This is a genomic window from Candidatus Avedoeria danica (assembly GCA_016703025.1).
Classification (GTDB): domain Bacteria; phylum Chloroflexota; class Anaerolineae; order Epilineales; family Epilineaceae; genus Avedoeria; species Avedoeria danica.
In genome coordinates this window covers 339,660-364,753 of sequence record JADJCV010000003.1, presented here as the reverse complement: position 1 = coordinate 364,753, position 25,094 = coordinate 339,660, and the positions used below count along the sequence as shown (strand labels likewise).

At 72.0% G+C, this 25,094-nt stretch carries 20 protein-coding genes; 6 read left to right on the top strand and 14 right to left on the bottom strand.

The features are described 5' to 3' along the window. Positions 1-67: 67 nt before the first annotated feature. From IPG72_03290 to IPG72_03260, 7 genes are all read right to left on the bottom strand, one after another. Positions 68-316, bottom strand: a complete 249-nt coding sequence (locus tag IPG72_03290) for a DUF4926 domain-containing protein (protein MBK6768053.1) — start codon at positions 314-316, stop codon at positions 68-70. Continuing rightward, positions 313-648: a hypothetical protein gene (locus tag IPG72_03285; protein ID MBK6768052.1), complete on the bottom strand. Its 336-nt coding sequence runs from the start codon at positions 646-648 to the stop codon at positions 313-315. Before IPG72_03285 ends, IPG72_03290 begins: the two co-directional genes overlap by 4 nt. A 260-nt stretch (positions 649-908) precedes the next feature. Continuing rightward, complete coding sequence (locus IPG72_03280) at positions 909-1,346, bottom strand: HU family DNA-binding protein (protein MBK6768051.1); 438 nt, start codon at positions 1,344-1,346, stop codon at positions 909-911. Between the two features lie 931 nt (positions 1,347-2,277). Continuing rightward, positions 2,278-6,081 carry a hypothetical protein gene (locus IPG72_03275; GenBank protein ID MBK6768050.1) on the bottom strand — a complete coding sequence of 1,268 codons (3,804 nt, stop codon included), beginning with the start codon at positions 6,079-6,081 and terminating at the stop codon, positions 2,278-2,280. A 151-nt stretch (positions 6,082-6,232) separates the two neighbouring features. Beyond that, positions 6,233-6,511 carry a nitroreductase family deazaflavin-dependent oxidoreductase gene (locus tag IPG72_03270; GenBank protein ID MBK6768049.1) on the bottom strand — a complete coding sequence of 93 codons (279 nt, stop codon included), beginning with the start codon at positions 6,509-6,511 and terminating at the stop codon, positions 6,233-6,235. A gap of 288 nt (positions 6,512-6,799) precedes the next feature. Then, on the bottom strand, positions 6,800-10,879 hold the full coding sequence (locus tag IPG72_03265; GenBank protein MBK6768048.1) for a VWA domain-containing protein: 4,080 nt from the start codon (positions 10,877-10,879) through the stop codon (positions 6,800-6,802). 62 nt (positions 10,880-10,941) lie between these two features. Then, entirely contained in the window at positions 10,942-11,937 is a 996-nt protein-coding gene (locus IPG72_03260) for a class I SAM-dependent methyltransferase (protein MBK6768047.1), read from the bottom strand. A 172-nt stretch (positions 11,938-12,109) separates the two neighbouring features. On the opposite strand from IPG72_03260, the gene IPG72_03255 reads away from it, so the two are divergent. The 3 genes from IPG72_03255 to pssA all read left to right on the top strand — a co-directional run bounded on the left by IPG72_03255 (position 12,110) and on the right by pssA (position 14,440). After that, positions 12,110-12,763 carry a methyltransferase domain-containing protein gene (locus tag IPG72_03255; GenBank protein MBK6768046.1) on the top strand — a complete coding sequence of 218 codons (654 nt, stop codon included), beginning with the start codon at positions 12,110-12,112 and terminating at the stop codon, positions 12,761-12,763. 157 nt (positions 12,764-12,920) lie between these two features. Then, complete coding sequence (locus IPG72_03250) at positions 12,921-13,619, top strand: phosphatidylserine decarboxylase family protein (protein MBK6768045.1); 699 nt, start codon at positions 12,921-12,923, stop codon at positions 13,617-13,619. Then, positions 13,616-14,440 carry a CDP-diacylglycerol--serine O-phosphatidyltransferase gene (pssA, locus tag IPG72_03245; protein MBK6768044.1) on the top strand — a complete coding sequence of 275 codons (825 nt, stop codon included), beginning with the start codon at positions 13,616-13,618 and terminating at the stop codon, positions 14,438-14,440. The genes IPG72_03250 and pssA overlap by 4 nt, the downstream gene beginning before the upstream one ends. Positions 14,441-14,468: 28 nt before the next feature. Here pssA and IPG72_03240 read toward each other — a convergent pair whose 3' ends face one another. After that, complete coding sequence (locus IPG72_03240; GenBank protein MBK6768043.1) at positions 14,469-17,435, bottom strand: S8 family serine peptidase; 2,967 nt, start codon at positions 17,433-17,435, stop codon at positions 14,469-14,471. A gap of 220 nt (positions 17,436-17,655) precedes the next feature. On the opposite strand from IPG72_03240, the gene IPG72_03235 reads away from it, so the two are divergent. Further along, entirely contained in the window at positions 17,656-18,165 is a 510-nt protein-coding gene (locus tag IPG72_03235; GenBank protein MBK6768042.1) for an NUDIX domain-containing protein, read from the top strand. A gap of 103 nt (positions 18,166-18,268) precedes the next feature. On the opposite strand, the gene IPG72_03230 is transcribed toward IPG72_03235, so the two are convergent. The 6 genes from IPG72_03230 to radC form a co-directional block, all read right to left on the bottom strand. After that, entirely contained in the window at positions 18,269-19,585 is a 1,317-nt protein-coding gene (locus tag IPG72_03230) for a PD40 domain-containing protein (GenBank protein MBK6768041.1), read from the bottom strand. Positions 19,586-19,600: 15 nt separating this feature from the next. Beyond that, entirely contained in the window at positions 19,601-20,347 is a 747-nt protein-coding gene (locus tag IPG72_03225; protein ID MBK6768040.1) for a M23 family metallopeptidase, read from the bottom strand. Continuing rightward, on the bottom strand, positions 20,344-20,784 hold the full coding sequence (locus IPG72_03220) for an SRPBCC domain-containing protein (protein ID MBK6768039.1): 441 nt from the start codon (positions 20,782-20,784) through the stop codon (positions 20,344-20,346). The genes IPG72_03225 and IPG72_03220 overlap by 4 nt, the downstream gene beginning before the upstream one ends. An 84-nt stretch (positions 20,785-20,868) precedes the next feature. Beyond that, positions 20,869-21,687 carry a segregation/condensation protein A gene (locus tag IPG72_03215; protein ID MBK6768038.1) on the bottom strand — a complete coding sequence of 273 codons (819 nt, stop codon included), beginning with the start codon at positions 21,685-21,687 and terminating at the stop codon, positions 20,869-20,871. After that, positions 21,684-22,634: an N-acetylmuramoyl-L-alanine amidase gene (locus IPG72_03210; protein ID MBK6768037.1), complete on the bottom strand. Its 951-nt coding sequence runs from the start codon at positions 22,632-22,634 to the stop codon at positions 21,684-21,686. The genes IPG72_03215 and IPG72_03210 overlap by 4 nt, the downstream gene beginning before the upstream one ends. A 103-nt stretch (positions 22,635-22,737) precedes the next feature. Next, entirely contained in the window at positions 22,738-23,433 is a 696-nt protein-coding gene (gene radC, locus IPG72_03205; GenBank protein ID MBK6768036.1) for a DNA repair protein RadC, read from the bottom strand. Between the two features lie 292 nt (positions 23,434-23,725). Between radC and IPG72_03200 the strand changes: the two genes are divergently transcribed. Both IPG72_03200 and IPG72_03195 read left to right on the top strand, forming a co-directional pair. Next, positions 23,726-24,538: a hypothetical protein gene (locus tag IPG72_03200; GenBank protein MBK6768035.1), complete on the top strand. Its 813-nt coding sequence runs from the start codon at positions 23,726-23,728 to the stop codon at positions 24,536-24,538. Between the two features lie 64 nt (positions 24,539-24,602). Beyond that, entirely contained in the window at positions 24,603-24,998 is a 396-nt protein-coding gene (locus IPG72_03195; GenBank protein ID MBK6768034.1) for a CAP domain-containing protein, read from the top strand. The last annotated feature ends 96 nt before the right edge of the window (positions 24,999-25,094 follow it).

Below are 25,094 nucleotides of genomic sequence, written 5' to 3'. Positions count from 1 at the left end.
CCACCACTGAACATGCTCGTGGTGGCTACCAGACTACGGAACCCGGAGAATCTGCAGTGGTGGGGTACTAGTGGGAGTCTACGAGCAGTCGAACTGCCATGACCTCGTCCGCCCGCATGGGCTCCACCGCCGATTCCGGCACGGTGAGGACCGCAATCGAGTCGCCGATTGCGTTGAAGACCTCGAGAATACAGCCGGCCTCGCCGCCTGACGGATGGGGCAACCTGTCCACCAAGACGGCAACATCTCCCCGCTTGAGCTGGTACTCGGGCACGTCGATCACCAACGAGACCTGCTCGTAGAGTTTGAGGCTCATCGGCGCGCTCCTTTCAGCGGCAGTAGCGTTACAAATCGAAACGTCATGTCACGGCGCACTTGGATCCAAATCGTTCTGACGTCCAGCACGACTCCTTTCGCGCCCTCCAACTTCCCATCGACGCGATAGAAGTCACCGTACGGACTGGTACGATCGAAGGTCGCCTCCGATGATTGGATCAATGTGCGAATGGACGCCAGCAGGTCGCTCGGATTCTCAGCGTTGAAACCGCATCTGGCGAGAAACGCCGACTTGTCGCCATGGGTGCGTGGCACGAGCAGATAGTGCGTGAGCTTTTCGAGTGGAATGGCGGCATCGCTAGGCAGCTTCATCGGCAGACCGTGCACCAACGAATGACCAGTTGCATCGCGGCGATGGTACCACGCCATCCAGTGACGGACAATCGGAAAGGTCACGGCCAACTGCGACTCCGCGCACCGCCCGCAGCAGCCGTAAGGTGGCCCGGCCAAGCGCTGACGCGCTCAGCTGACCAATCATACCAACCCGCCGCCCGACGACCACGAGGACGTCGATCCCTGTCAGGCGACGCCCTCGTGGCCGGTCTGGTGCCGCACTGCGTTGTAGCGCCGACTCACGCCGCCGTGCGCTTGGCCCGGCTCCGGTAGTTCGGCGGCAGCACGAGCGGATCGTCCGGGTGCTCGGCGTCCCACCGCTCCTTGAGGGCGTTTAGGTCGAGCCCGACGCTGTCCCGGCCGGTGACGCCGCCGAGGAACGTACCGACGTCCGTCACGGCGTCGCGCAGCTCCGGGGCGAGGCGCAGCGTGGCGCGCATCGTCCCGTCCAGACGGATCCGCGGGCCAAACGTGCCGATGCCCGGCAGCTTCACACGGTGGCCCGTGCGCAGCTGCTGTGCGAGTTCGTGGCCGAGCTCCTCCAGGACCATCCGGGCGACGCGCGGCGTGAGCAGCGTGCCGGTGGCGAGGCGTTCGGCCAGCGCGTCGAGGTCGAGCGTCGGCAGATTGGATACCCGCGGGCGGTAGGCGCTGATCGCCTCAATCCAGGTTGCCATGTGAACGTGTACTCCTGTTCCGTGCTGCGCCGCGAAAGGTGCGGGCGCAGGGACAGCGTACGTGGTGCGACAGCCGCATGGAAGGGGGTTGGACCGCCGCGCGACCGTCGCGCAACCGTCGTCCACCCGACGCTGGGGCAGCGCGGGGCACGCGGATCGAGGTGCGGCACCCGCCGACGACTGCCCGACGCGCTCGGCGGACAGCCTTGGCTGTCCGGATGGCGCCTCTTTCGGCATCGTCCCCGGTTTCTTGAAGAAACGCGCCCCGGTTCTTGAAGAAAGGACCGGCGTTTCTTCAAGAACGGGCCGGCGTTTCTTCAAGAAACGCAGCCCGTTTCTTTAGGCTTGCTCGGCCGGACCCGAAAGGCCACCGGCCCTGGTACGTCGGCGCCGAACTCGGCGCCTACCGCTGCCTGGATGTTGTCCCCGAAGCAAGCCAGGAACATCGTCGGACCGATCTGTTCAGGCAACTTCGGCGATGTCGCTCCAGCCGGAAAGGGCGAGACAAGAGGCCACCCGTCGCGGCGATCTGCTTGGCGGCCAGGACGGCACCGGCGGAGGCCGGGGCATCCAGCAGCGCGCCGCTGCCGGTGAGGTCGAACACCCCGCCGAGTACGATGTCGCCTCCGGCCAGTGACGGCACTGCCGTGGCGGCCGAGCCCGCCGTGGGCGAGCCCCGGCGCCGGGCGCAGCGCAGGCGGTGGTGGCGATTGCAGGGCTCAGGGCGAGGAGGGTGTGACGTGTCATCGTAGGCTCCCTTCGATCCCTTGTCCGCCTCGACGCGTAGCGTGTGCCCTCCAGAGGCGACGCCGTGCGCACTTGCTTAGCCTCGCCCGGTTCAAGCAGCACATTGCCCGGCTCGCTCGCGCGTCTGGGGTATGTATCCCCGGCTCGGGGGAAACGCCAAGTCCGTCAGAGGCAGGACAGGCCCTCATGGTCTGGGCCGGCTGTTGCGAAACACGTAAAGCCCGCCGTGGCCGACCACGGTTACAACATCGCGAACCGCTCCAAGCGACGTGATGCCCCCACCGATGGCGCCGGTGTTGAAAGCATCCACGGCTTTGGGTGCCACCGGATCGGCGAGATCGTAGGCGCGGACGACCGCATTGTCACCCCGATCATCCATGGTGTCTTCGGCCAGATATAGATACCCGCCCGCGGCTGCGATTCCCCGCCCATCGGTGCCAATCCGCGGTCGGCCCAAGGGCGCGATGGCGGCCACGCGGCGTGGTGCGGCGGGTTGATGCAGGTCGATGACATCGATCTCGGCGTTGGGAGTGATGCGATAGGCGTACGCGCCATCGAGCGCCAACGGCCCATCGCCGCCCAATTCGAGCCGGCCGATCTCGCGGGCCGGTGCGGTCTTAGTGTCGAACACGCGCAACGTCGGGCCGCCGGTGACCAGCAGACCGCGTCCCGCGTCGTACGCGGACATGGATGGGACGGATGAATCCTTGCCGTAGCCGATGTCGAACACCGCCGCGGGCACCCCATCGACGCCCTCTGTGACAGGCACGACACTCACGATCTCCCGTTCCAGTTGGTCCCAGCCCGCCTTGGGCGCCGCAAAGCGCGTTCGGAGGAGATGGAACGATGACCCGGCGCCATTGGATGGTGTATCCAGTGCGGCGGGCGGGGGGAACCAGTCGGGGTGAGCCGGTGTTGGTTCCTCGGAGGCCGTGGCGACGAGTACCGGGCCGTTGGCGGCGGCCATGTCGTACAGCTCGAGCCCGCCAACGTGACTGCGGTCGCCCAGGAGGAGGTATCGTCCGGACACCGCTCGGTGCCGATAGTTCAGCTTCAGCACGCCCGCCTGGCGCGGGACCTCGGGTACGCTATGGGCGATGATGTGGCCGTATTCGCCGCTGTCCACCAAGGTGAAATCATCGCCCGGCTCGGACCTGAAGACGAAGCCGTTCAGCGCGGCCAGCACACCGTCGGATGTCACGTCGGTCCTGGGCACTTCCCCTGCTGCCGCCTGCGCATCCGGCCCCGACGCCCAAGGAACCACGTACAACCCATTGTTCTCGGCATCCATGAGGTACGTCATCTCGCCGCGCACCGCCAAGTCGTGCCGGCCCCAGTCAGATTGAGCGTGGGCCACGTCGCGCAGGTGATGGGGATCTGACACGTCCACGATCCGCACGCGATCCTGACTCTCGGGATTCAGCAGAGCCAGGCGCCCGCCGAATGGGCGGATGCGGGCGATGCCCGGTGCGCCGTCCAGTTCGCCCACCGAGCGCGGATGCGCCGGATCGGACAGATCCACCGAATGCAGGATGCGGCGCCCATCGACGACGTAGGCGTAACGGTCCATGAACGCCACTCCGCTGGCCACGATCCCATCGCCCAGTGAGCCCATCTCATGCGCGCTGCCCGGCTGCCGCACGTCCACCACTTGCAGCCCGGCACGACCCCGGGCGAGTAACAGCATGCCGTCACCGGCAGCCAGGCCGAGGATCGGTCCATCGGCGGTGAAGGTGCCGACCGGCACCGGGTGGCGGCCGTCGGCAAGGCTGAATATCCGCACCGTACCGGAAGTGGCGTCCGCGGTGTAGATCGTATCGTCGCCCAGCGCAAGCAGATCGATTGGCCCCGCCACCGAGACACCGGCCACGGGTACGAGGCGCAGGGCGTCGTGGGCATCGACGACCCGGAGGCCGGCCCGGCCGAGCGCGGCAAACACCAGGCCGCCTCGGACGGCCAGATCTGTGACTTTGCCGGCCAGGAGTGGGCTACGGCCCCTGAATCGGGCCTGTCCGGGGTCGCTGACGTCGACTGCGAATACGTTTTCATCCTGTCCGACGAACAGCATCGCGTCGTCCAGCGCCATCACCGACAGCGTGCCGCCCACGTGTCCGATGAGCGGTATCGCTGCTGCGCCCGCCCTCCGTTCGACCGGTGAAGCGGTCGCCGTAGCGGACGGGCGCGCCGCCGCAGCGATGGCCTCGACGAAGACGGGCAAGTCCGGCGCACTGCCCGACAGCTCGGGTGCGCCGTCGCCAACGGGGATGCCAATGACGCCGGCTTCCCAGGCGCCCAGCCAAAGCATGCCGTCGGCGAGGGCCAAGCTGCGCGGCGAACCCGGCAAGGCTCGGCTGCCCGCCTCCGTCAGACGACTGCCGTCGCCCACGTCGAACCGCTGCCAGCCGTGATGGGTGGCGGCATGGAGCGTCTGACCCTGCAGCAGCAGGTCGTCTACCTGGCCCGCCGCGGTGAGGCGGGTACGCTCGCGCGGGTTCGCCGGATCGGCGATGTCGATGGCCACGATCTCGCTGGGTTTTGGGTCGCGAGACATGAACCCGTCGTCGCCCCGGACGGCCACCCAGGCGGTGTCGCCGGCGACGACAAGCGCTGCTAGCGGGCGTTCGAACGCGATGCGGCCGATCGACGCAGGCCGGTCTGGCTGCGCGATGTCGACCACCTCGAAGTACTTGGGACCGCCACGCTCGATGTCATAATCCCAGCCCGAGTCGGACAGGTACAGGTGGCTGCCCTGCAACCGCATCTCGTTGGGGTTGGACAGGATGGTGGTCGAGTAGACGGCCTTTGCCGATGCCGTCGATGTGCCACCGGCGAGATCGTAGACGAACAGAACGCGGTCGTGGCCAACGTAGTGCTGCGTGGCGGTGTCGACCACCCGTCCGTCGGCAAGGCGTACCCGAATGTCCGGCGAATGGACACTCACGACACGGGGCGCCGTCGCCACAGACACGTCCACGTCCAGGATGGCCCGCGTGGTCTCCAGGGACAGATGGCCCGCGTCGGCTTCCACGGACATCACCGCGCCCGGCATTTCGACGTGCCACAGTTCGCGCGGCGCCGCCGGGTCGGCGATGTCCACGATGCGCATGCCGCCCGAGGTGTTGCCGGCCGGCAGGTAGGCGATCGTCCCGCGCATGGCTGGGCGCGCGCCGCTCGAGGCCTTGTCGTCGCCGCCGGGCAGCGGCTTGGCGTGGGGCTGTTCCGGCTGACGCACGTCAATCAACTGCTGGTTCGAGATCGCCCAGCCATTGCCGACTGCCAGGCCATGAGCCGACAATATCGACGAATCGTCCTGGACTTGCTGCGGCCAGACCACCCGTGGCTTGGCCGGGTCGGCGATGTCCACGATCTGTAGCGGGTAGCCCGACACGTAAGCCAGGTCGCCGTCCAACGCCACATCCTGCACTTCTTGCTGCATCGTGAGGCTCCCCACCAACTGCGGTGACCTTGGGCTGGCCACGTCGACGATGTGCAGCCCGGAACGGCCGGCGGCCAGGAAGGCGAGGTTGCCGAGGGTATCCAGACCCAGCTTGGGCTCGTCGAAGAGTCTGAGAGGATCGGCTTGCCGGCCAGCTTCGTAGCGACCCAGCAGCGCACCATCCGTGCTCAAGGTGACCAGCACAGCGGGTTCGATCGCCCCAACAATGCTCCCGTCCGCGACCGCCACGTCGTATGCCGCAGTGGGTGTATCGGTGTGGTGAACCAGCGTCAGGCTGTCATCATCGGTGCGAATAGCGGCGACGCCACCTGGGCCCAGCGCCGCCCAGACCAGCCCGCTCACCGGGTCCACGGCGATGCCCTGGACGACTCCCGGCAACACCCCGCTCTGCCCAACCGCCGCCATCCGCTCCGGCTGCGAGATGTCGAAGGCCACGATGCGGGGTCCCACGCCCAAGTAGGCGCGCGCCAACCCCAGCGCCACCGCATTCGAGACACCACCCAGCTGTACCACGGCGTCGGTCGCCGGCACCGGGCGCGTCGCGCTGGTAGGGACTTCACTCGGCGGTGCATGTGGCGGTTGGGCACATGCTGTGACGGATAGGGCCACGACGCATGCCCAAAGTCTGTTGGAGACTGGGATCAGGCGTCGGCTCCGGCGTCGGTCGACCACTTCCGGCTCCTCATGGACGTTTGGGCTGGCTGTCGTGCGCAGCGGACTCCGGCCGCAGCCACACCGGCGGGATCTCGCGCTCCGCCCGCTGTGCATACGGTTCGTGGGTCGGCGCGATCGCGATCAACTGCGGCCACAGCACGGCCCGTTCCACCAGCCCCAACACCTCGGATCGCACGGCCATCTGCCGGTCGCCGACGAGGATGTTGGCCCGCGGGTGATTCTGGAGATCATGGAGATAGGAATTGGGGATGGGAATTTCAATCGCCGCCCGCCAGAGCCCAGCCAATCTAAGCCCCTCACACTCCCTGCGTCAACCTCCCCATCCGCGTCTCCACCGCCGCCGCGCGCCGGTCCGCGCGCCGTCCGTGCGCTTTGCGCCCACCGCGTCGGCCACCACCTCGCCGCCGCCCACTGTCACGTCCACGCCGACGGCCCCGCGAGCGCGGCGGCTCTGGTTGCCGCTCGCGCTGCGGTACCGGCGGGCGGGACCGTAGTCGCGCGTACGGGCCGTTCCCCGCGCCTCCGTTCAGATCGGCTGTCGATCCCTGCGGCGGGCGGGCCGGATACACCCGCCCTACGGCCACCCCCCTCCCACACACCCCAACTCCGCCGCGATCCGCCTGAACACCTCCGCCAGCCCCGCCGCATTGTCCGTCTGGTGGTAGCCGGCGGGTGATCCGGCGATGTCGATGAGCAGCGACGGGAGGATGCGGTCGGCGATGTCCTCGGCGTCCTCGCGGCCGTAGCCGACGGTGTGGATCGTGATGTCCTGCGCGCGCGCTGCCTTGGCGGCGGTGAGGACGGTGTCCTCCATGCTGCCGCCGGCCGCAGGCGTCGGGACGCGGTTCGGGAGGCCGTCCGTCAGGAAGACCATCGCCCGCAGCCGGGACGCATCGACGTCGGCCAGCGCGGCGGCGCCGGCGGTGAGCGCCAGGTCGAGGCGCGTGCCTTCCTCGACGACGTGCGCGAGGGCGTTCACGGCTGCGTCGAGCTTGGCCCGATCGTCCGTGAGCGGCTGGACGGTCCAGGCGCGGTTGTGGAACGCGACGATGGCCACCCTGCCCCGGCCGGGCGCCGGCGCGAAGCGGTCAAGGAACGCCCGCGACGCGCGCAGGACGGCATCCAGCTTCGTGCCCCCGTCGCCTGCCGCACGGCGCATGCTGCTCGAGACGTCGATCACGAGGACGACGTCCACGGTGTGCGCCTGGCACTTCGTGCGGAGCGAGAGGGGCAGGTAGATCCGGTAGACCGGCGTCGGCGTGGCGGTCGGGGTGATCGTCGGCGTGTCCGTCGGCAGCGGCGTCGGCGTGTCCGTCGGGGTCGCCGACGCCGTGAAAGTAGGCGACGGCGGCGGCGTCTCGGACGGGGTCGGCGAGACGGTCGGCGTGGCCGTATCGGGCGGGCGGACGCGGATGAGGGCGTCGTCGAACACCGGCAGCGGCAGGCTTTCGAAACGGCCGCCCCAGGCGTTGTTCGCCACGTCGCCGACCTGCGAGCCCGGGACGTGGAGCGTCAGCTCGATGTGGCGCGGCGGGCCACCGGCCGGCAGGAAGCTGTCCAGGAGGGTCGTGCTCGCGCTCGGGCGCGGATCGGGGCCCCACAGCCGGACGGCGGTCACGTCGGCGCGGTTCGGGATCGCCGCGCAGCGGGTGCGGTTGCCGACGTCCGCCAGGCGGCATGGCCAGTCCGGTCCGTTCAGGCCGGCGCCCGGCGCACCCCACGCCGCGACGGGGTCGACGAGGCCGTCGCGCTCCCCGCCGCCCGCGACGTCGAGCGTCTCGGGATCGCCGGCCGACGCCCAGACATCGATCGGCGCGCCGCCGGCCGGCACGGTCACGCGGACGTCGACGATGCCGCCGGTGATCCGTGTCCCGGGCGTGCGCGGCTCGCCGGCGCGCGGCAGGATGTCGACCGCGTCGAACCACTCGACCGGCCGGTCGGTCAGGTTGGCCAGCGAGAGACGGTAGACCAACGGCTCGCCCGGCAGGACGAGCAGCCGGCTCGGGACCTTCTCGACCTGTGCGGCGGCGATGTTGGCGATGATCACCTGCGCCCAGGCGCATCGGCCGCCCTCGAGGTCGCGGAAGCCGGGGCGGCAGTCGGGGGGGCGGTCGTTGCGGGCGGAGATGCCGGCCATGTTCGCCAGCGCCGTCCCGCCGGGCACGAGGCGCGACGCGCGTGCGACGTAGCGGATGGCGGGCACGCGCCGTTCGTAGGGCAGATCGCCGAGCACCCACGTCAACGTCGTCTCGCCGCTGGTGGGACCCGAGACGATGGACGGCTCGAACGGCACGTCCTGGTCGATCCGCCCGTTGCCGTTCCGGTCCTCGCCGCCGCCGAGCACGCCGTCGCCGTCAATGTCCTCACTGGCGATCGTCGCCGAGTCGAGCTCGTAGAACAGCCCGAGCGGGAGCGTGTCCGTCAGCACGACGCCGGGCGCGAACGCCTCCTTGGGGTACGTCGGCAGCGGCGGCGACGACGGGCTCGGGAACGTCGCGGCGTCGATGACGAACGCGACGGTGTCGCCGGCGTTGACGACCGGGCTGCCGTTCGGCACGGCCGGGTCGTTGCGCTTCTTCAGCCACAGCGGCACGCCCACATGGACGAGCATGTCGCCGAGGCCGCCCGGCGCGGCCTTCGTGCCGGGCGCCGGCACCGGGCACTCGCGGCGGGACGACGTGCCCTGCGCGCCGTAGCACTCCTGGTAGCGCCAGCCGGCGCGGCTGCCCGCACCGTAGCCGGCCGCGGCATAGTTCATCAGCCAACTGCCGGGCCGGTTCTGGAGCGCGGCGTACTGCAGCTCGAGCCAGACCGTCGAGCCGGCCGGCACGCCGTCCTGGAACCGAGCGCGGACCATGTTCACTTCGCGGGCGTTCATCTTGCCGCCGCCGCGGTTGCTGTAGTCCAGCTGATCGCCCGTCACCCAGCCGCTTCCGGCCAACGGCGCGTTGTCCGTGCACGCCGCCGTGGCCTGGACGTACCACGTCCGCCCGAGCGTCGCGTTCGTCGGCCGCATCCGGCCCCAGCGTCCGGTGCCGTACTCGACGATCACCCGGCCGCCGTCCGTCACTTCCCGCGGCTGGCCGTCCGCGTCCTGCCACCACACGCGCACGCCGGCCTCGCCGTTCGGTCCTTGCTCCTGCAGGACGTGCGTGCTGTTGTCCCACTTGTCGCACGCCACGACGCCGAGCATCGTGCCGCCGCCGCCGATCGCGATCCGCATCTCGGCGCTGAACGTCGAGCCGTCCGTCACGGCGGCGCCTTGCGTGACGGGCATGTAGCGCTTGCTCGGCACGGCGATGGGTGCCGTCGGGATCGGTGTCGGGGCGCGGCCGGGCGGGCCGGGGCGGCCGGGCGGCGGGCGGCGCGGCGGGCGTCGGGTCGGCACGGCGCGCGGCACCGGCAGGACGACGTAGGAGCAGTTGTTGCCGGGCGGTTCCTGGATGCCGCCGAGATTCGCCTGGCCGCGGGCATCGACCGGCGCCCAGATCGAGCGCTGCGGGTTGCCGATCTGGGTGGCGTAGCAGTTGTGGAACGTCACGTCGCCGCCGGCGCCGGTGACCTCTGTCTCCGGCACCCAGAGCATGACGAGGACCTTGGCGACGGTCGTCGGCTGGGCCGAAGCGACACCGTTGGGCAGGCTGGTCTCCGCGTCGAGCCGCTGCAGCGTGACGTCGAGCGGCGTGCCGGGCCCGCCCGGCTGGGCGCAGCTCCAGACGTTCCGACCGTCCAGGTCGAGGCAGCCGATGAGCGTAACGGTCAGCTTGAGGTCGCGCCCGGTCGGGCCGAGCACCCGCCACCAGTCCGGCAGCGTGAACGGCGCCCCCACGGGCAGCGAGCTGCCGCGGACGTCGCCGTCGGCGCCGAGGACGACGTCGAGCTGCCAGTCCAGCCGGCGGCCGAGGACGCCGTTGTGGACGGCGTTCGTGTTGCCGCTGAGGAACTTCCGAAGCTCGGCCGCCGGCGCGGCCGAGACCATGACGACGGGCGCATCGTCGTCGCAGCCGTCCGTCTGCGGGTCGGGGCAGTTCGCGGCGTCGGGATCCGGGACGGCGCCGGGCGCCCGAACGGTGAGGTCGGCCGTCAGCGCGTCGCCCTGGAGCGCGGCGCCGCTCACGCGGGCCGTCAGGTCGAGCGCGACCGTCACCGCCGGCGGCGCCTCGACGCGGCCGACGACACAACGCACCTTCTTGCCGCCGTCGGTCAGCGTGGCGCCGCCCGGGCAGCCGGCCAGCCGGAGCGCCGGCAGTTGGCCCGCCTCCCAGACCGCCGGCCCGGCCAACGTCACCTCGGCCACGAGATCGTCGACGCTGTTCTCGCGCACGCTGAACGAGGCGCGGTAGACCACGGCGTCCCATGAACGGACGACGCCGTCCGTCGGGCCGACGTCATCGCCCGGATCGGCCTTGCCGCGGACCCCGGGCAGCGTTCCGAGGCCGCTCAGCGTGATCGGCCGATCCTCGAACGGCGCCGTACCATCGGCCAGGATCGTCAGCGCGGCGCCGACGATGGGTGCGGCGGCGGGCGCGTCCGGGGCGGCGGCGCGTGTTGCGACAGCCGCCGGTCCGGCCGACCAGGCGGTCAGGATTGCGATGAGGGTCGTGAGGGCGGCGAAGCAGGGCCATGTTCGGAAGGGGCGGCGCAGGTCATCCATGACACGAGAGGATAGCAGAGGGGGGAGTCGACGTACACCGGGTTTGTCGCGCTGTCGCCTCGCTACCGCCGCACCCGCAACACGGCGATCTTCGTCGCATGGTTGAACGGAGCCGGGTCCACCGGCGGGCCGTTCACGCGTGTCGCCGGGTAGCCGGTGACGTCGTCGGGCACCGGAATCGTCGTCTCGATCGACAGGAAGCCGCTGGCGCACAGGCCTTCCAAGAGCGTCACGAAGGCGTGGCCGCTCAGGAAGAGCGCGTTGTTGATGGCGATCAGCCGCCCGCCGTCGGCCACGAGCGGGCGGACCTTGTTGATCAGGCGGTCGGCCTGCTGCGCCAAGTCGACGGTGCCGGTGGGCGCGGTGGCGAAGAAGGGTGGGTCTAGGATCACGCAGTCGAAGCGGGCGTCGGCGCGGCGGAGGCGGCTGGTGGCCACCCAGAAGTCGTCGGCGATGTAGTCGCCCCTGTGGATCGGCAGGCCGTTCAGCGTGCAGGAGTCCTTGGCGACGTTGAGCACGGCGCGGCTGGCGTCCAGCTGGACGACGCGCGCGGCGCCGCCGGCCAGCGCGGCCACGCCGAGGCTGCCGGTGTAGGCGAATGTGTTCAGCACGGTCCGGCCGGCCATCTCGCGCTTGAGCAGCGCCCGCACGGCGCGCGTGTCCAGGTAGAAACCGGCGTCGCGCGCCGCCATGACGTCGATCCGGTAGCGCACGCCGTCCTCGGTGATCGACGTCGCTGGCGGCGCATCGCCCATGACGACGCCGCGGCGGTCGGCCGCGTCGACGGCGTGCCGGTGCTTGACGACGGTGCTGCGCAGGAACGGGAGTGCGGCACGGAAGAACGCTGCGGCATGGCGTACGCCCTCCGCGCCGGCGGCGGACGGCTGGGCGTAGTTGTGGAGGACGAGCGTGTCGGCATACAGGTCAGCCGCCAGGTCGGGTGCGCCCTCGTAGAACCCGGCGAAGAGACGGTAGGCCGCCTTGTTGGGCGGGGCGAGGAGCGCCGCGCGGGCGGCGAGGGCGGAGGTGAGGAGGGGGGTGAGGGTGGGGTGCGGCATCGGGTCTCGGTTTCGGTTCCGTCCAGGGGGCACAGACATACCACAAGTCCGTGCCCGGCGGCGATCCGCGCGACCCGAGCTTGGCGCGCACCGGCGAATGCACGGACGGGTGCGCGACGCCCGGCCCCCGATTTGTTGACCCGCGCGGCCTTGCGTCCGACCATCGTCCGTGATGTCCCACCTCCGCGAGCACGCCGCGTTCTTCCGCGAGTTCCGCCGGCGCTTCGAGACGACCGGATCGATCGTGCCGAGCAGCCGTTTCCTGGCGGCGGCGATGGTGCGGCCGCTGGCGGCACGCGCAACGGACGGGCGGGCGGTTCGGGTGCTCGAGATCGGGCCGGGCACAGGGGCGGTCACGCGGGCGATCCTACCGCTGCTCGGGGCGGACGACCGCTTCGACCTCGTCGAGCTGAACGCCGCCTTCGCCGACCATCTGCGCGGCGACCTGGCCACGTCGGCCCATGCGCGCCGGCTCGCCTCGCCGTCGATCGTCCACACCGTTGCGCTCCAGGACTTCGCCGGGGTGGAACCATACGACTTCGTGATCTCCAGCCTGCCGCTCAACAACTTCCCGGTCGAAGCCGTGGACGAGGTGTGCGCCGCCTACGTGCGGTTTCTTGCGCCGGGCGGCGAGCTGACGTACTTCGAGTACATGTTCGTCCGGGCGGTGCGGATGCGGCTGGCCTCGCGGGCCGAGCGGGCTCGGCTTGTCCACGTCGATCGGACGATCGGCGACCTCGTGGCCCGGCTGGGCGTCGGGCGCGAGGCGGTGTTCGCCAACGTGCCGCCGGCCTTCGTGCAACGCCTGCGGCAACCGTCGCCTTGACTCGCGGCTGGCCGCCGGGCCATGCTGGCGCGGCCACCGGCGCGCAAGCGTCGACGACGTGGTGGTCATCGGATGGCGCCGGACGGACGGCGGGGATCGGACGGGCCGCGGGGATCGACGGCAGCTTACGGCAGAGGCCAACCGGCGAGTGAGGACGATGAAGGTCGCACGCGAGGGCTACATGTTCATCGGCTTGGCGGCCTTTGCGGCCGGCGCCACGATCGCGCGCGCGGCGGCGCACCCCTCGACGCCGCGGATCGCGCTCGCCATGGTCCTCTTCGTCCTGGCGGTCTGGGTGGTCGCGTTCTTCCGGGATCCCGAGCGGGACGGCGAACGCGGGCCGGGTGTCGTCATCGCGCCGGCCGACGGGCGTGTGGTCTTCGTCGGCCCGGTGGACGAGCCGGCCTTCATCGGCGGGACGGCGACGCGTGTTTCGATCTTCATGAGCGTCTTCAACGTCCACGTGAACCGCTACCCGATCACGGGAACGGTTCTATATGCCCACTACAACCGCGGCCGGTTCATGAGCGCGGCGCGCGACAAGGCAAGCCTCGAGAACGAGCAGATGTCGCTCGGGATCGCCGGCGGGCCGGGTGTGCCGTCCGACCCATCGCCTGGGCCCTCCGCCGACCGCCGCGTGCTCGTGCGGCAGATCGCGGGGCTCATCGCGCGGCGGATCGTGACGTACGGCGGTGTGGGCGACGCCGTGGCGCAGGGGGAGCGGCTCGGGCTGATCCGCTTCGGGTCGCGCGTGGACGTCTTCCTGCCGCCCGACGCGCGCATCGCCGTGGCCGTCGGTGACCGGACGGCGGCCGGGATGACGGTGGTTGCACGATGGACGGAGGCAGCGAGATGATCGCACGATCGACCGAGCCGCGCCGCAATCGCCGGCGGCTGCGCCGGTCGATGGTCATCCTGCCGAACGGCTTCACGATGGCCAACTTGTTCTTCGGCGTCTTCGCGATCGTCTCGGCGGCGCGCGGCGACTACGAGCGCGCGGTGCTCTACGTGGTGTTCGGCGGCATCTGCGACGTATTCGACGGCCGGATCGCCCGCGCCACGAACACGGGTTCGAAGTTCGGCGCGGAGCTTGACTCGCTCGTCGACGCGATCTCGTTCGGACTGGCGCCGGCGATGATCATGTACTTCGCCGTCCTGAACGAGCACGGCTGGGACTGGATCTTCTGCTTCCTCTTCACGATGTGCGCCTGCATCCGCCTGGCGCGCTTCAACGTCGAGCAGGCGGGCCGCGCCAAGACGCACTTCCAGGGACTGCCCTCGCCGGCAGCCGGGATCACGCTGGCCAGCTACTACTGGTTCAGCCAGACCCCGCTCTACGGCCGCCTCATCGGCAGCGACATCGACCTGCCGTGGCATCAGCTGCTCCGCTTCCTGATGCTCGGCCTCAGCTTCCTGATGATCAGCAACGTCTCGTACGCCGCCGTCCCGACGATCGGCTACCGCTCGCCGCGGGCGATCGTGGGATCCCTGTTGGTGGTCGGCACGTTGATCGGCGTCGTGTTCCTGCCGAAGCAGTTCTTCTTCCCGGCGTTGATGGGCTACGTGATCTTCGGGCTCGGGCAAACGGTGTTCGAGGGGTTGATGGAGCGGCGGCCGGTGCTCGGCCGTGCCGACGTGTCCGGCGCAGCACCGGATCCCGACACGCCGGACGGCTGACGGCCGGCAACCTCCGCCCGGGCAGCCGTCACCTGTTGTCGAGGATCCCCCGCCACCCGACGGGAAGCCAGGCTTTGCACCCCCCTGCCCGCCGCGCCTGTGCCGTCCCCGGCTCGACGACGGCCACGTCCACCACGCCGCCTTCCCCCACCGCCGGGTTCGTCGGGATCAGCGCGAGGAACGAACCCGCCGCTGCCCCGCACGCCCCGGCGAGCGCCACCTCCACCGACCCGCCCGGCGGTACGGCGACACGCCACGCCCGGGGCGCGACGCGCTCGCCGGGTGCTGGAAGGACGAGCCGCGGCGCGCCCCCATCCGTTGCGCTCGCGCCGTCCGGCACGACATCGACGGCGCCGATGGCCGCGCCCGAGCGGCCGTCGCCGTCGTCCAGGGGCAGCCAGTCCTCCAGCAGGCCACGGCTCTCGACGAACATCGAGACGCGGCGCGGTGCGGCAAGGCCGAGGTCGGCCAGCGGCACGTCGAACGACAGCACGCGGCTGTCCACGGTGAACGGCAGCGGGGCGATCGGCTGCAGCCGCCCGATCGGTGCGGCGGCGTCCGGATCCCACCGCGCCACGCCGACGACCATGGCATCGTCGCCGCCCGATCCGAGCACCGCGTTCTCGGGCCCGGCCGCCGCCACCCGGTCGATCCGCCCGTCGCCGTCGATGTCCAGCAGCACGCGCACGAGGACGCCGTACGGTACGACGGCCGGCACGTGGCGGGCGATGCCGATCGACAGGCGCGCGCCCCCGACATCGCCGCCGCCGGCTGCGTCGGAATCGACACCGCGCCAGCTCGCGCCGACGTGCCAGACATCGGCCTCGTAGCGAACGCCCGGCTCGTCGGGGTCACCCTCGGCCGGGGTGAGGCGATGGAACAGCTCGACGGCGGCACCTGCCGCGCCCGGCACGGCGGGCTGGGCGATGTGCAAAACGGGCGCACCGCTGCCGTTGCCGTCGATCGTGACGGTCGCGGCCGAGGCGGCACGGAAGATCGCGGCGTACGGCACGCTCGGCGCGACGGCGTCGGGCCGGGGTCGATCGGACGCGTCGAGCAGCGCGAACTGGAGCCACCCGTCGGCCGTCGCGGCCTCGAGCGCCCCGCTCGCGATCGTCCCGGCGGTGCCGAGATCCCCGGCCGGCAGGCGCGCCGGCTCGACGGGCTCGAACGTGACGGTCACCGGCACGCGGGCGTACGGCGGGGCCACGAGCGGCTCAGGCGGGACGCCGACGTGCAGCGCGGGCGGTGCGCCCGGGCGCGGCTCGGCGGCGAGCGTGAACGTGATCGGCGCGGCGGTCGGGTTGAAGGCCTCGAGGACGGACGTGCGCGGGGCCAACGCCGTGCGGGGCCAGCGGCCGAGGTTCACCGCCGCGCCCTCGCCGGCGCGGACGCTCAGCGTGGCCGTGACGGCGCGCGCCGCGTCCAGCAGCCCGGCGCCCTGACGCGTCACGCCCACCGGTCGGGCCCCGCGGCCGTCGTTCACCACCGGCCGCGTCGCGTTCACGATGCGCGCGGCGACGTCGGAGGCGCCGAGGGGCGTCGTCGTGCCGGCGGCGAGGCGCTGCAGCACGAGCGCCGCCGCGCCGGCGACGTGCGGGCTGGCCATCGAGGTGCCGCTGATCACGGCGGCGCCGCCGCCGCTGCCCATGCCGGCGGTCCGGATGCTGGTGCCGGGCGCCGTCAGGTCCGGCTTCAACGCGCCGCTTCGGCTCGGGCCGCGGCTGGAGTACGTGCCGATGGCGTCCACGGGCACGCCGGCCGACGACGCGGCCACGGAGAGCGCGCGCGGGCTGCTGCCGGGCGCGGTCAGGACGAACGGATGGTCGGCCTGGTTGCCGGCCGCCGCGACGACGACGATGCCGGCGTTCACCGCGGCGTCGATCGCCGCATCGAAGAAGCGTGAGCCCTGCGCCCACGGCTCGCCGAGGCTCATGTTGATCACGTCGACCCGCTGCGGCACCGCCCCGCGCCGCTCGAGACCGAGGTTGGCCGCGGCGCACCACTCGAGGGCGTCGATGACGACGTCGACCGCCTCGTCCGTGTCGGCGGCCCGTGCGGGCGGGCCGTACACTTTCAGCGCGACAAGCGAGGCTTCCGGCGCGACGCCAGGCGCGACATCGCCCCCGCCCTCAGATCCGGCGATCCCCGCCACGGCCGTGCCGTGGCCGTATGCGTCCAGCGGGTCCGGATCGGGGCGCGGCGTGCTCGTGCACAAGCCGGCCGCCTCGTCGCCCGGCGCGCAGAGCCCCGGCGAGGTGTAGTTCGGGCCGACGAAGTCCCAGCCGCCGACGACGCGCTCGTTCGGAAACAGCGCCCGCCCATCGAACGCATCGTCGATCCGCTCCGCCGCGCCGCTCGCCGCCGCGTACGCCGCTGCCGTGCCCGGCCCGCCGAACGCGCGGTGCGTGTAGTCGATGCCGGTGTCGATGATCGCGATCGTCTGTCCCGCACCGTCGAGCCCGAGCCGGGCGTGGACGACGTCGGCGCCGATGCGCGGCACGCTCCGATCGAGCATCGGCCGCAGCCGCGGCGCCGCCTCGATCCGCGCGACGCCCGCCACCGCGGCCAGCCGGGCGATGTCCGATGCCCGGCCGTGCACCTGTACGCCGTTGCCGACGACGGCGTAGCGCGCCACGACGTCGAGCCCGAGGGCTTCGGCGCGCGCCAGCACGCCGGCCTGCGACGCGAGCGTGGCGGCGTGGAGCGCATTCAGATGGGCGCGGGTGTCCGTCTGCGCCGCGGCCGAGGCGACGTCGACGGCCAGCCGACGCCACGCCGGCCAGCCGGACGCCGCCAGCCGCTCGGCCACCGAGGGGGCGTCGAGGACGACGATCGCGCTCGCGGGCGCGAGAGCGGGGGCGGGCGCGAGCGCGAGGGCGGGCGGCGGCGGGTCGATCGGGCGCACGGCAGGGTGGGCGGCGGCCGATGACGTAGCGACGGCGAGGGCGACGGCGAGGGCAAGGGTGACGGCCGGCGCGGCGATGGGCGGCACGGCGCGGACTTGGGGCCGACGGGGGTCATGCGGGTGATGCGGGTGTTGCGGGTGACGGGACATGGGCGCTGGTGCCTCCGGCGACGGGGGGCGACGGGATCGACGCGGTCGGGCGAAAGGGTAGCAGAGCGGGCGGGGCAGGCGACGGGTTCGAGAGGCAGGCGGTTCGTCGAGGGCGGACCGTGGCGTCGACGTGCCCGCGCGGCCCTATAATCGCCCCATGCCGGCCCCTCCGCCTCCCCCTCCTCTTTCTCCCCCCCTCCGCCACATCACGACCCTCGTCTACGCCTTCGATCGTGCCGACCGCCTCTGCCTGCTGCGCCGCCGCAAGGCGCCGAACCTCGGGTTGTGGTCGCCGCCGGGCGGCAAGGTGGAGCCGGACGAGACGCCGCTGGCGTGCGCCGTGCGCGAGTTGGCCGAGGAGACCGGGCTCATCGGCGACGCGCCCCGGCTCGTGGCGGTGGCCACCGAGTACGATGCGGTGACGGGTGAGGCGTGGCTGATGTTCATCGTGCGCGTCGACGTGCGGGACGGGACGATCCGCAGCGACGGACGCGAGGGCGAGGTGGCCTGGGTGGCGCCGGCCGACGTCGCCGCCCTGCCCGCGCCGCCCGCCGACGCGTCGATCCTGGCCGTCGTGCGCGAGGCGGAGGTGCGTGGGGGGGTGGCGTTCATGGGGTTGCGATACGAGCGGGGACACATCGCAGGTGTCGAGATCACGTGGGGGTGAGTTCACCCGTGTTCTCCCCCACGATACCGGCACCCCGGCCGCGCGCCGTCCCCCACGTAGGGGCGACGCATGCGTCGCCCGCAGCCCGCCGCCCCCCCGCCCCCTACGGCAAATCCACCGCCCACACCCCCCGCCCGCGCTCGTCCACCCACGCCATCGTCGCGCCGTCCGGGGAGATCGACCAGTCGTTGTTGGCGATGCGGATCTGGGCCTCGGGGCCGAGGAGCCGCCGGACGACACCGCTGTCGGCGTCCATTTCCCAGACGGTGTGGAAGCCGTGCTCGGGCTGCATCGGGACGTACACCAAGCGGCTGGGCAGCCGCCAGCGGTAGGCGCCCTCGAAGTCGAGCTTCTTCACACGGCCGACCTCTTCGACGAAGGTCGGCGCCAGGAAGACGCCGTTGCGGTCCGGGTGCTCGCGGTTGAGGGCGAGGTAGAACGCCACCCAGCGGCCGTCCGGCGAGAGCGCGGCGTCGGAGAGGAACGTGCCGCGGGCAAGCTCGATCATCGTGCCGCTGACGGTGTCGATCGTCGTGAGGACGAACATCGGCAGGTCCTTCACCGGGCGGCCGATGACGAGGCAGCGCGGGCTGTCCGGCATGCAGGCCGGCACCGTGGCGCCGAACAGCGCGACGAGCTCGCGGACATCCGTGCCGTGAATATCGGCCCCGAACACGCGCACCAGGTTGTCGACGTCGGCGCGACCACCCCACGAGTCCCACCACACCGCCCGCGTACCGTCCGGCGTGAGCCGCACCGGGTTGCCGCCCGTCGGCAGCGGCCACTCCGTGCCGTCGACGGTGTCCCGCACGATGCTCACGTCGCCGGCAGGCCGGATCATGTAGCGCGCCGCGCCGCTGGCCAGCAGGACGCCGGTGTCCAGCACGGTCGGCTGCCCGCCGGGCGGCCACACCGCGGCGGTGTAGATCGCGGTCGACGCGGTGCCCGGCGGCCGGTCGATGAAGTTCAGGGCGCTCGAGTCCGCCGCCCACCACGCCCCACCGCAGCACCCATCCGCGACGATCTGGCGCGGTTGGAGCGGGAACAGCGGCCGGTTGACGCTGCTCGGGGCGGCTGCGAGCCGCCCGGCCAAGCCGGCACTCGGCGCACGCGGGTGGGACGTCGGTCCGGGGACGGCAGGCGGTGCGGTGCGGAACGGTGAAACGCCGGCCGCGCCGGCCGCATCGCCGACCGTCCGGCCGGGCGTCGAGAAGGGCAGGATCGCGCCCTCCGGCTGCGTCGGCGCAGCGACGTCGTCCAAGCCGTCCGTGGCCCGGTCGAGGGCGGGTGTTTCGGCGGAGAGCGCGCGCAACGGGGCGCCGAGCGCGGTCAGCCACGCGGGGCGGGTCTGCTGCACGATCAGCAGTCCGCCGGCAGCCACCATCGCCCCGATGGTCAGCGCGAACGGCGCGCGGCCCATGTTGCCGTCCCGGTCCTAGTGCTCGCCGCTCGGGTACGGCTGGGCGAACTCGTTCAGGAGCGCACCCCCGAGCTGGATCGGCGGCTGGTCGTCGAACGACTGCCAGCGGCGCGGGTCGGACAGCTCGCGCTCGTACGACAGCGGGCCGCTGCCGTACAGGAGCAGGCTGTGCCAGTCGGCGTCGATGAACTGGACGGGGTTGAAGAGCCGCTGCAAGGACGCGTCACGGATCTCGAGGTGGAGGTGGGGCGAGCTGTAGCACGTCTCGTACATGTCGCCCGACAGCGCCACGGGCTGGCCCCGCGCGACGGACTGGCCGATCTCGAGCGCGGGGCGCTCCAACAGATGGCCGTAGAAGCTGACGAAGCCGTCCGGGTGCGCGATCATCAGGTTGTGCGGCGGCGCGCCGCCCGGTCCGTCGATGCTCTGCACGACACCGTCGGCGATCGCGACGACCGTCGTCCCGCACGCGCAGGCGAAGTCGAGGCCCATGTGCAGGCCCTGGCCGCTGCGGTAGATCTGGTGGCGCTCGAAGTAGGCATACACGGTGTTGCCGTACGGCTGGCTGATCGTCCACGTGGCCATGCTGGACGGCTCGCTGAACGGCAGGCCATACGGGCGATCGGCGGCGGACGCGATGCCGACGGCAGCCGGCACGGCGGCGCGCGACGATCCGACGGCCGCGACCGCGATTGCGGCAGCGACGGCCGTCAGCCGCACCGCCCGCGCGAACCCGCGGCGCAGGACCGGGCCGCCGCTCAACTGCCCTCGACCCGCTGCTTGAGCTGCGCCAGCGCGTCGTCCAGCGCCGACTGGCCGCGGCCGCCGATCATCGCCTTGGCCGCCATCTCCTTGAGCATGCCGAGCTTCAGCGTGACGGTCAGCTGGACGTCCGTTCCAGCGCCGGCGGGGGTCAGCGTCATCGCCGCCACCGCCGGTGCGCCGACGGGATCCGGCAGGTCGGCATCGACGACGAGCTTGGCGGGCGGCGTGACGGTGGTGAGCGTGGCGGGCACTTCCACCTCGCGGCCGGACACGTTGGCCCGGATCGAGAGCTTCTGGCCCTGCACCGCGGCGAAATCGGCCGGCTCGACCGCCAATACGGCCGGGATATCGTCGATCATCTTGCGCAGATCGATGACGGTCTGCCAGACCTTGTCCGGCGCGGCGGCGATGTGGGTGCGGCTGGTGATGTCCATCGTGTTCGACTCCTGTGGGTTCGGCGCCTGAACGGGCCGGTCGGTTCGCACGTACGCATGCGTCCAAAGTGGTGGTCCGAGGTGTCAGTCCAACGTCGCGTGCTCGCCCGGCACGGGCACGTCCGCCAAGCCGGGCTGCGCTTCAATATAGATCTCGCCGAACAACTCGGGTTGTTCCACGGTGATGGCCCAACGGCGGAGCATCTCGAGCACGGCCAGGAAGCTGACGATGACGAACTCGCGCAGGCTCACCCCCGGCGGACAGCCTTCGAGGACCGCGTCCCGGAACGTCAGCCGGCCGCGCGCGAGGAGGACGCCGCGCAGCGCGACGAAGCGCTCGCCCAACCGGACGGGATGGGGCCGCGGCGCCGAGCCGACCGGGACGTTGGCGGCCGCCGCCAGCTCCTTGGCCTCGGCCATCGCCGAGCGGAACGCCGCGGCGAGGGCGTCGGCGGTCGTGTCGGCGGGGGCCGGGGGCGGGGGCGCGTCGATGACGGGCGCCGGCGCGACCCGCGCGTAGGCCCGCAGCCCGGCGGCCTCGCGCGCCCCGAGGTCCTCGGCGGCGCGGCGGAGGCGGCGGTAGGCATGCAGCCGCTCGATCAGCTCGGCGGCGTCGGCCTCCTCGTCCGGCGCTTCGGCACCTGGCGCGGGCAGGAGGGCGCGGCTCTTGATGACCATGAGCGTGGCGGCGACGTCGCAGAACTCGGCGATCTCGGCGCCCTCGACGCTGTTCAGCGCTGCGACGTACTGCAGGAAGCTGTCCGTCACGCGCGCGAGGGCCACCGTGCTGATGTCGAGCGAAGCGCGCTGGATGAGCGTGAGGAGCACGTCGATCGGCCCTTCGAACACCGGCAGGCTGACCCGGAAGCCGGACCGCGGCAGCGGCGCCTGAACCTCGATCACGGCTCGGCGGCCGCCGTCGGCAGGACGGCCGGCGGCACGATCGTCCGCACGGCGGCATGCCGGGCGGCTCGGCCGGCGTAGCGGGCCACGGCGTCGAGCAGCATCGGCTGCCAGCCCCCGATGTACGTCCGCCCCGGACACGGCGTCGGCACGAGCTCGCCGTGGCCGCGTATGGCGTCCAGCGGCAGGCCGAGCCGGTCGACAAGGTGGGCGATGAGGGCCGCGGCGCGGTCCAGCTGTCCGGGCGGTGGCGGGGCGTCGTCGAAGTTGCCGCACAGCGCGACCCCGACGGAAACGCCGTTGAACTGTCGCGCGTGGTGGCTGACGACGGTCAAGTCCTGCGTCTGGTGCACCCCGCCGTCGGCGTCCACGACGAAGTGGTAGCCGATGCCCGGCCAGCCGAGCGCGTCCCGGTGCTCCCGCGCGATGTCCTCCGGCCCGACGCCGGCCGCCGCGCCGGTGTGGTGAACGACGACGTAGCGGATCTCCGACAGTGTCCGCCGGGGGTAAGCCGCCGTCGGGTCGCCGTGCGCCAACTCGGCCGTGCGGTCCCCGATGACGAGCGTCTCGCCCGCCCACTGCGGCTGCCCGGCGGCGCTGTCGGCCGCGGCCTGCAGCCACTGCGCGCCGATGTCCAGCGGCGCGACGCGCCCGGGCGCGACCTCGGCGAGGACGAGCCGCTCGAAGACCTGCGCCCGCCGCCCGTCGATGAGGACCTCGTCCGTCAACGGCTCGCCGCACAGCGCGGCGCCGAAGTTCGTCCAGAAGGCCAGGAACGGGGCGCGCATCACGTAACCGGTGTGCGGCGAGCGGTGCTCGGGGCCGTCGACGGGGCGGGGCGGGGCGGGGGGGAGGATCGACGAGGCGCCCACAGGGACGGGCGCATCCTCGGCCGAGGGGGGCGCAGGCGTGAGGTAATCGTCGAAGAGCAGCGGAGGGGTGGTCACGGGCGGGATTATAGCGAAAGCCGGCATCAACGGCTGAAGCCGTTGATTTCGTCGCTGCGCTCTCGAGAACATGACCACACGGCGGCCCCACACCGGATTGGTATTACACCCCCTCGAACCCCTGCCCCACCTCCCGCAAGCTCACCCAGCCGTGCCGGGCGATGACGACGTGATCCAGCAGCCGGACGCCGAGCAGGCGGCCGACTTGGACGAGCTGGCGGGTGAGCAGGATGTCGTCGTGGCTGGGCGCCGGGTCGCCCGAGGGGTGGTTGTGGACGACGATGACGGCGGGCGCGTTGCGGCGGATCGCCTCACGGAAGACCTCGGCCGGTCGGACCTGGCTCTGGTTGACCGAACCCTTGTACACCTCGTGGACCGCGACGATGTCGTGACGGGTGGTGAGGAGGACGACGCGCAGGTGCTCCTGATCGAGCGAACCCATCTCGGGGGTGAGGAGGCGGGCGATATCGGCGGCGGCGGTGATCCGGTGGCGGGCGTCGGGCGGCGGGACGACGAGGCGCCGGCCGAGCTCGAGCGCGGCTTTGATCTGCACGGCGGTGGCCGGCCCGCAGCCGGCGACGGTGCAGAGGTCATCGACCGGCGCGTCCGCCAGTCCGCGGAGCCCGAAGCGCGCCACGAGGTCCTGGGCGATCTGCAGCGCGCTGTTGCCCCGCCCGCCGCTCCGGACGACGATGGCGACGAGCTCGGCCGTGCTGAGCGCGCCGCCGCCGTGGCGGGTGAGGCGCTCGCGGGGCAGGTCGTCCGTCGGGAGGTCGCGGATGCGGGTCGTGTGCGGCATGAGGGCCACAGGGTACGACGGGGCGGGCGGCTTGGGGAGGGCGGCGGCGACACGTTGGCGACAACTGGAGCGACAGGCCGGCGGGTGGCGGCCAAGGTCGCGGTCGGTTGGTTGGCCTCGTTTGGCTGGCCTCGTTCGGCTGATGTCGTTCGGTTGACAACGGATCGCGGTCGAGCCGATAGTGTCGCGTGGGCGCGGGTCGATCCGCGTTTCGCTGCGGACCGGCGTGCGAGCGGGCGCCCGGCACTGCCCATCGCTCGTGCACATCACCCAATCCACAAGGAGTCCCTCCGTGTCCACGACGTTTCGCGTGCTCGTATGCACCGTGTTCGCCTCGCTGGCCCTCGGCCTCAGCGCGCGCCACATCCAGGCGGCGCCAAGCCGCCAGACCCGTCCCGCCGAGGCCACCATCGAGCTGGCGGCCGGCGCTGAGGGCAAGGTGCCGATCAACGCGTTCTGCCTGAACTTCGGCGAGCCCTTCCCCAAGGCCGTCACTGTGTCCACCGGGGCCGCAGCAGCGGGCGTGGTCCAGGTGATGAAGGCGGCGGCACGCAGCGCCACGCTGGACGTACTGCAGACCCAGATCGCCATCTGGCACCAGATCGAAGGCTCGTGGGGTTACAAGGACAAGGACGTCGACATGACCACGGCCAAGGCACTGGCCGAGGCCGCCGCGAGCGAGGGCACGGGCGCGCTCGTCGAGACGGGCGTGGCGCTGGACAAGGCGATCACGGACGGCAGCGTGACCGCGACGGTCGACGGCTGGCAGGTCGTGGACGCGCCGAAGGCGTTGCCGTCGGATGCGCCGTACTACGGCTCCGGCACGCTGGTCGTGAAGAACGTGTCCGCGGCGCCGATCACGGTGCGCGTGCCGCTGGGCCTCGTGCTCAAGGCCGCGAACGAGGCCGAGCAGGACATGGGGCTCTATGCCGTGACCCAGGTGCCGATGGAGCAGCCCGCGGCGCTGCCCAAGACCGGCTTCGGCCCGCCGGCCGGGCGCACGAGCCACACCGTCTCCGCGTGGTGGGCCGTCGTCGTCGCGCTGGCAGCCGCCTTCGTCGTCCTGCGCCGCCGGCTCGACCGCTCGGCGTCCCGCGCCGCCTGACGGGAGAACGACGCCCGTGGGGACGGCTGAACGCGAGGCCACATCACGCCGCGGGGCAGGCGACGTGCGAACGAACGCGGCGGAAGAGGCCCTGTTCGCGGCGATAAACCGCGCGCGAAAGACCAAGCGACTGCCCGCGCTGCGCATCTCGGCGCCACTCGCCCACGCCGCGCGTGCCCACAGTGCGGATCTGCGGGCGACGTCCCGGTGCAGCCATGAGGGCAGCGACGGGTCAAGCCTTCAAGATCGGCTGGCGGCGGTGGGGGTCGTGCCGGCGCGGTACGGCGAGGTGGTGGCCTGCGGCTCGGCGTCCGCGAAGGCGGCCGTGGAGCAGTGGCTGGACTCGGACGCCCACCGCGACATCCTCCTCGGGCGCGCCTTCAAGTCGGTTGGGGTGGGCGTGGCCTTGGGGGCCGAGGTGTCGGACGCGCGCTGGACGGCGGTGTTGGGGGCGCCGTGAGGTCGGGACGTGGGGACGTCGTGCATGCGCCGGGCCGGCGCATGCACGGCTTCATGCGCGGCGGGCCCGTCCCACTGGCGGCCCACACCCCGCCCG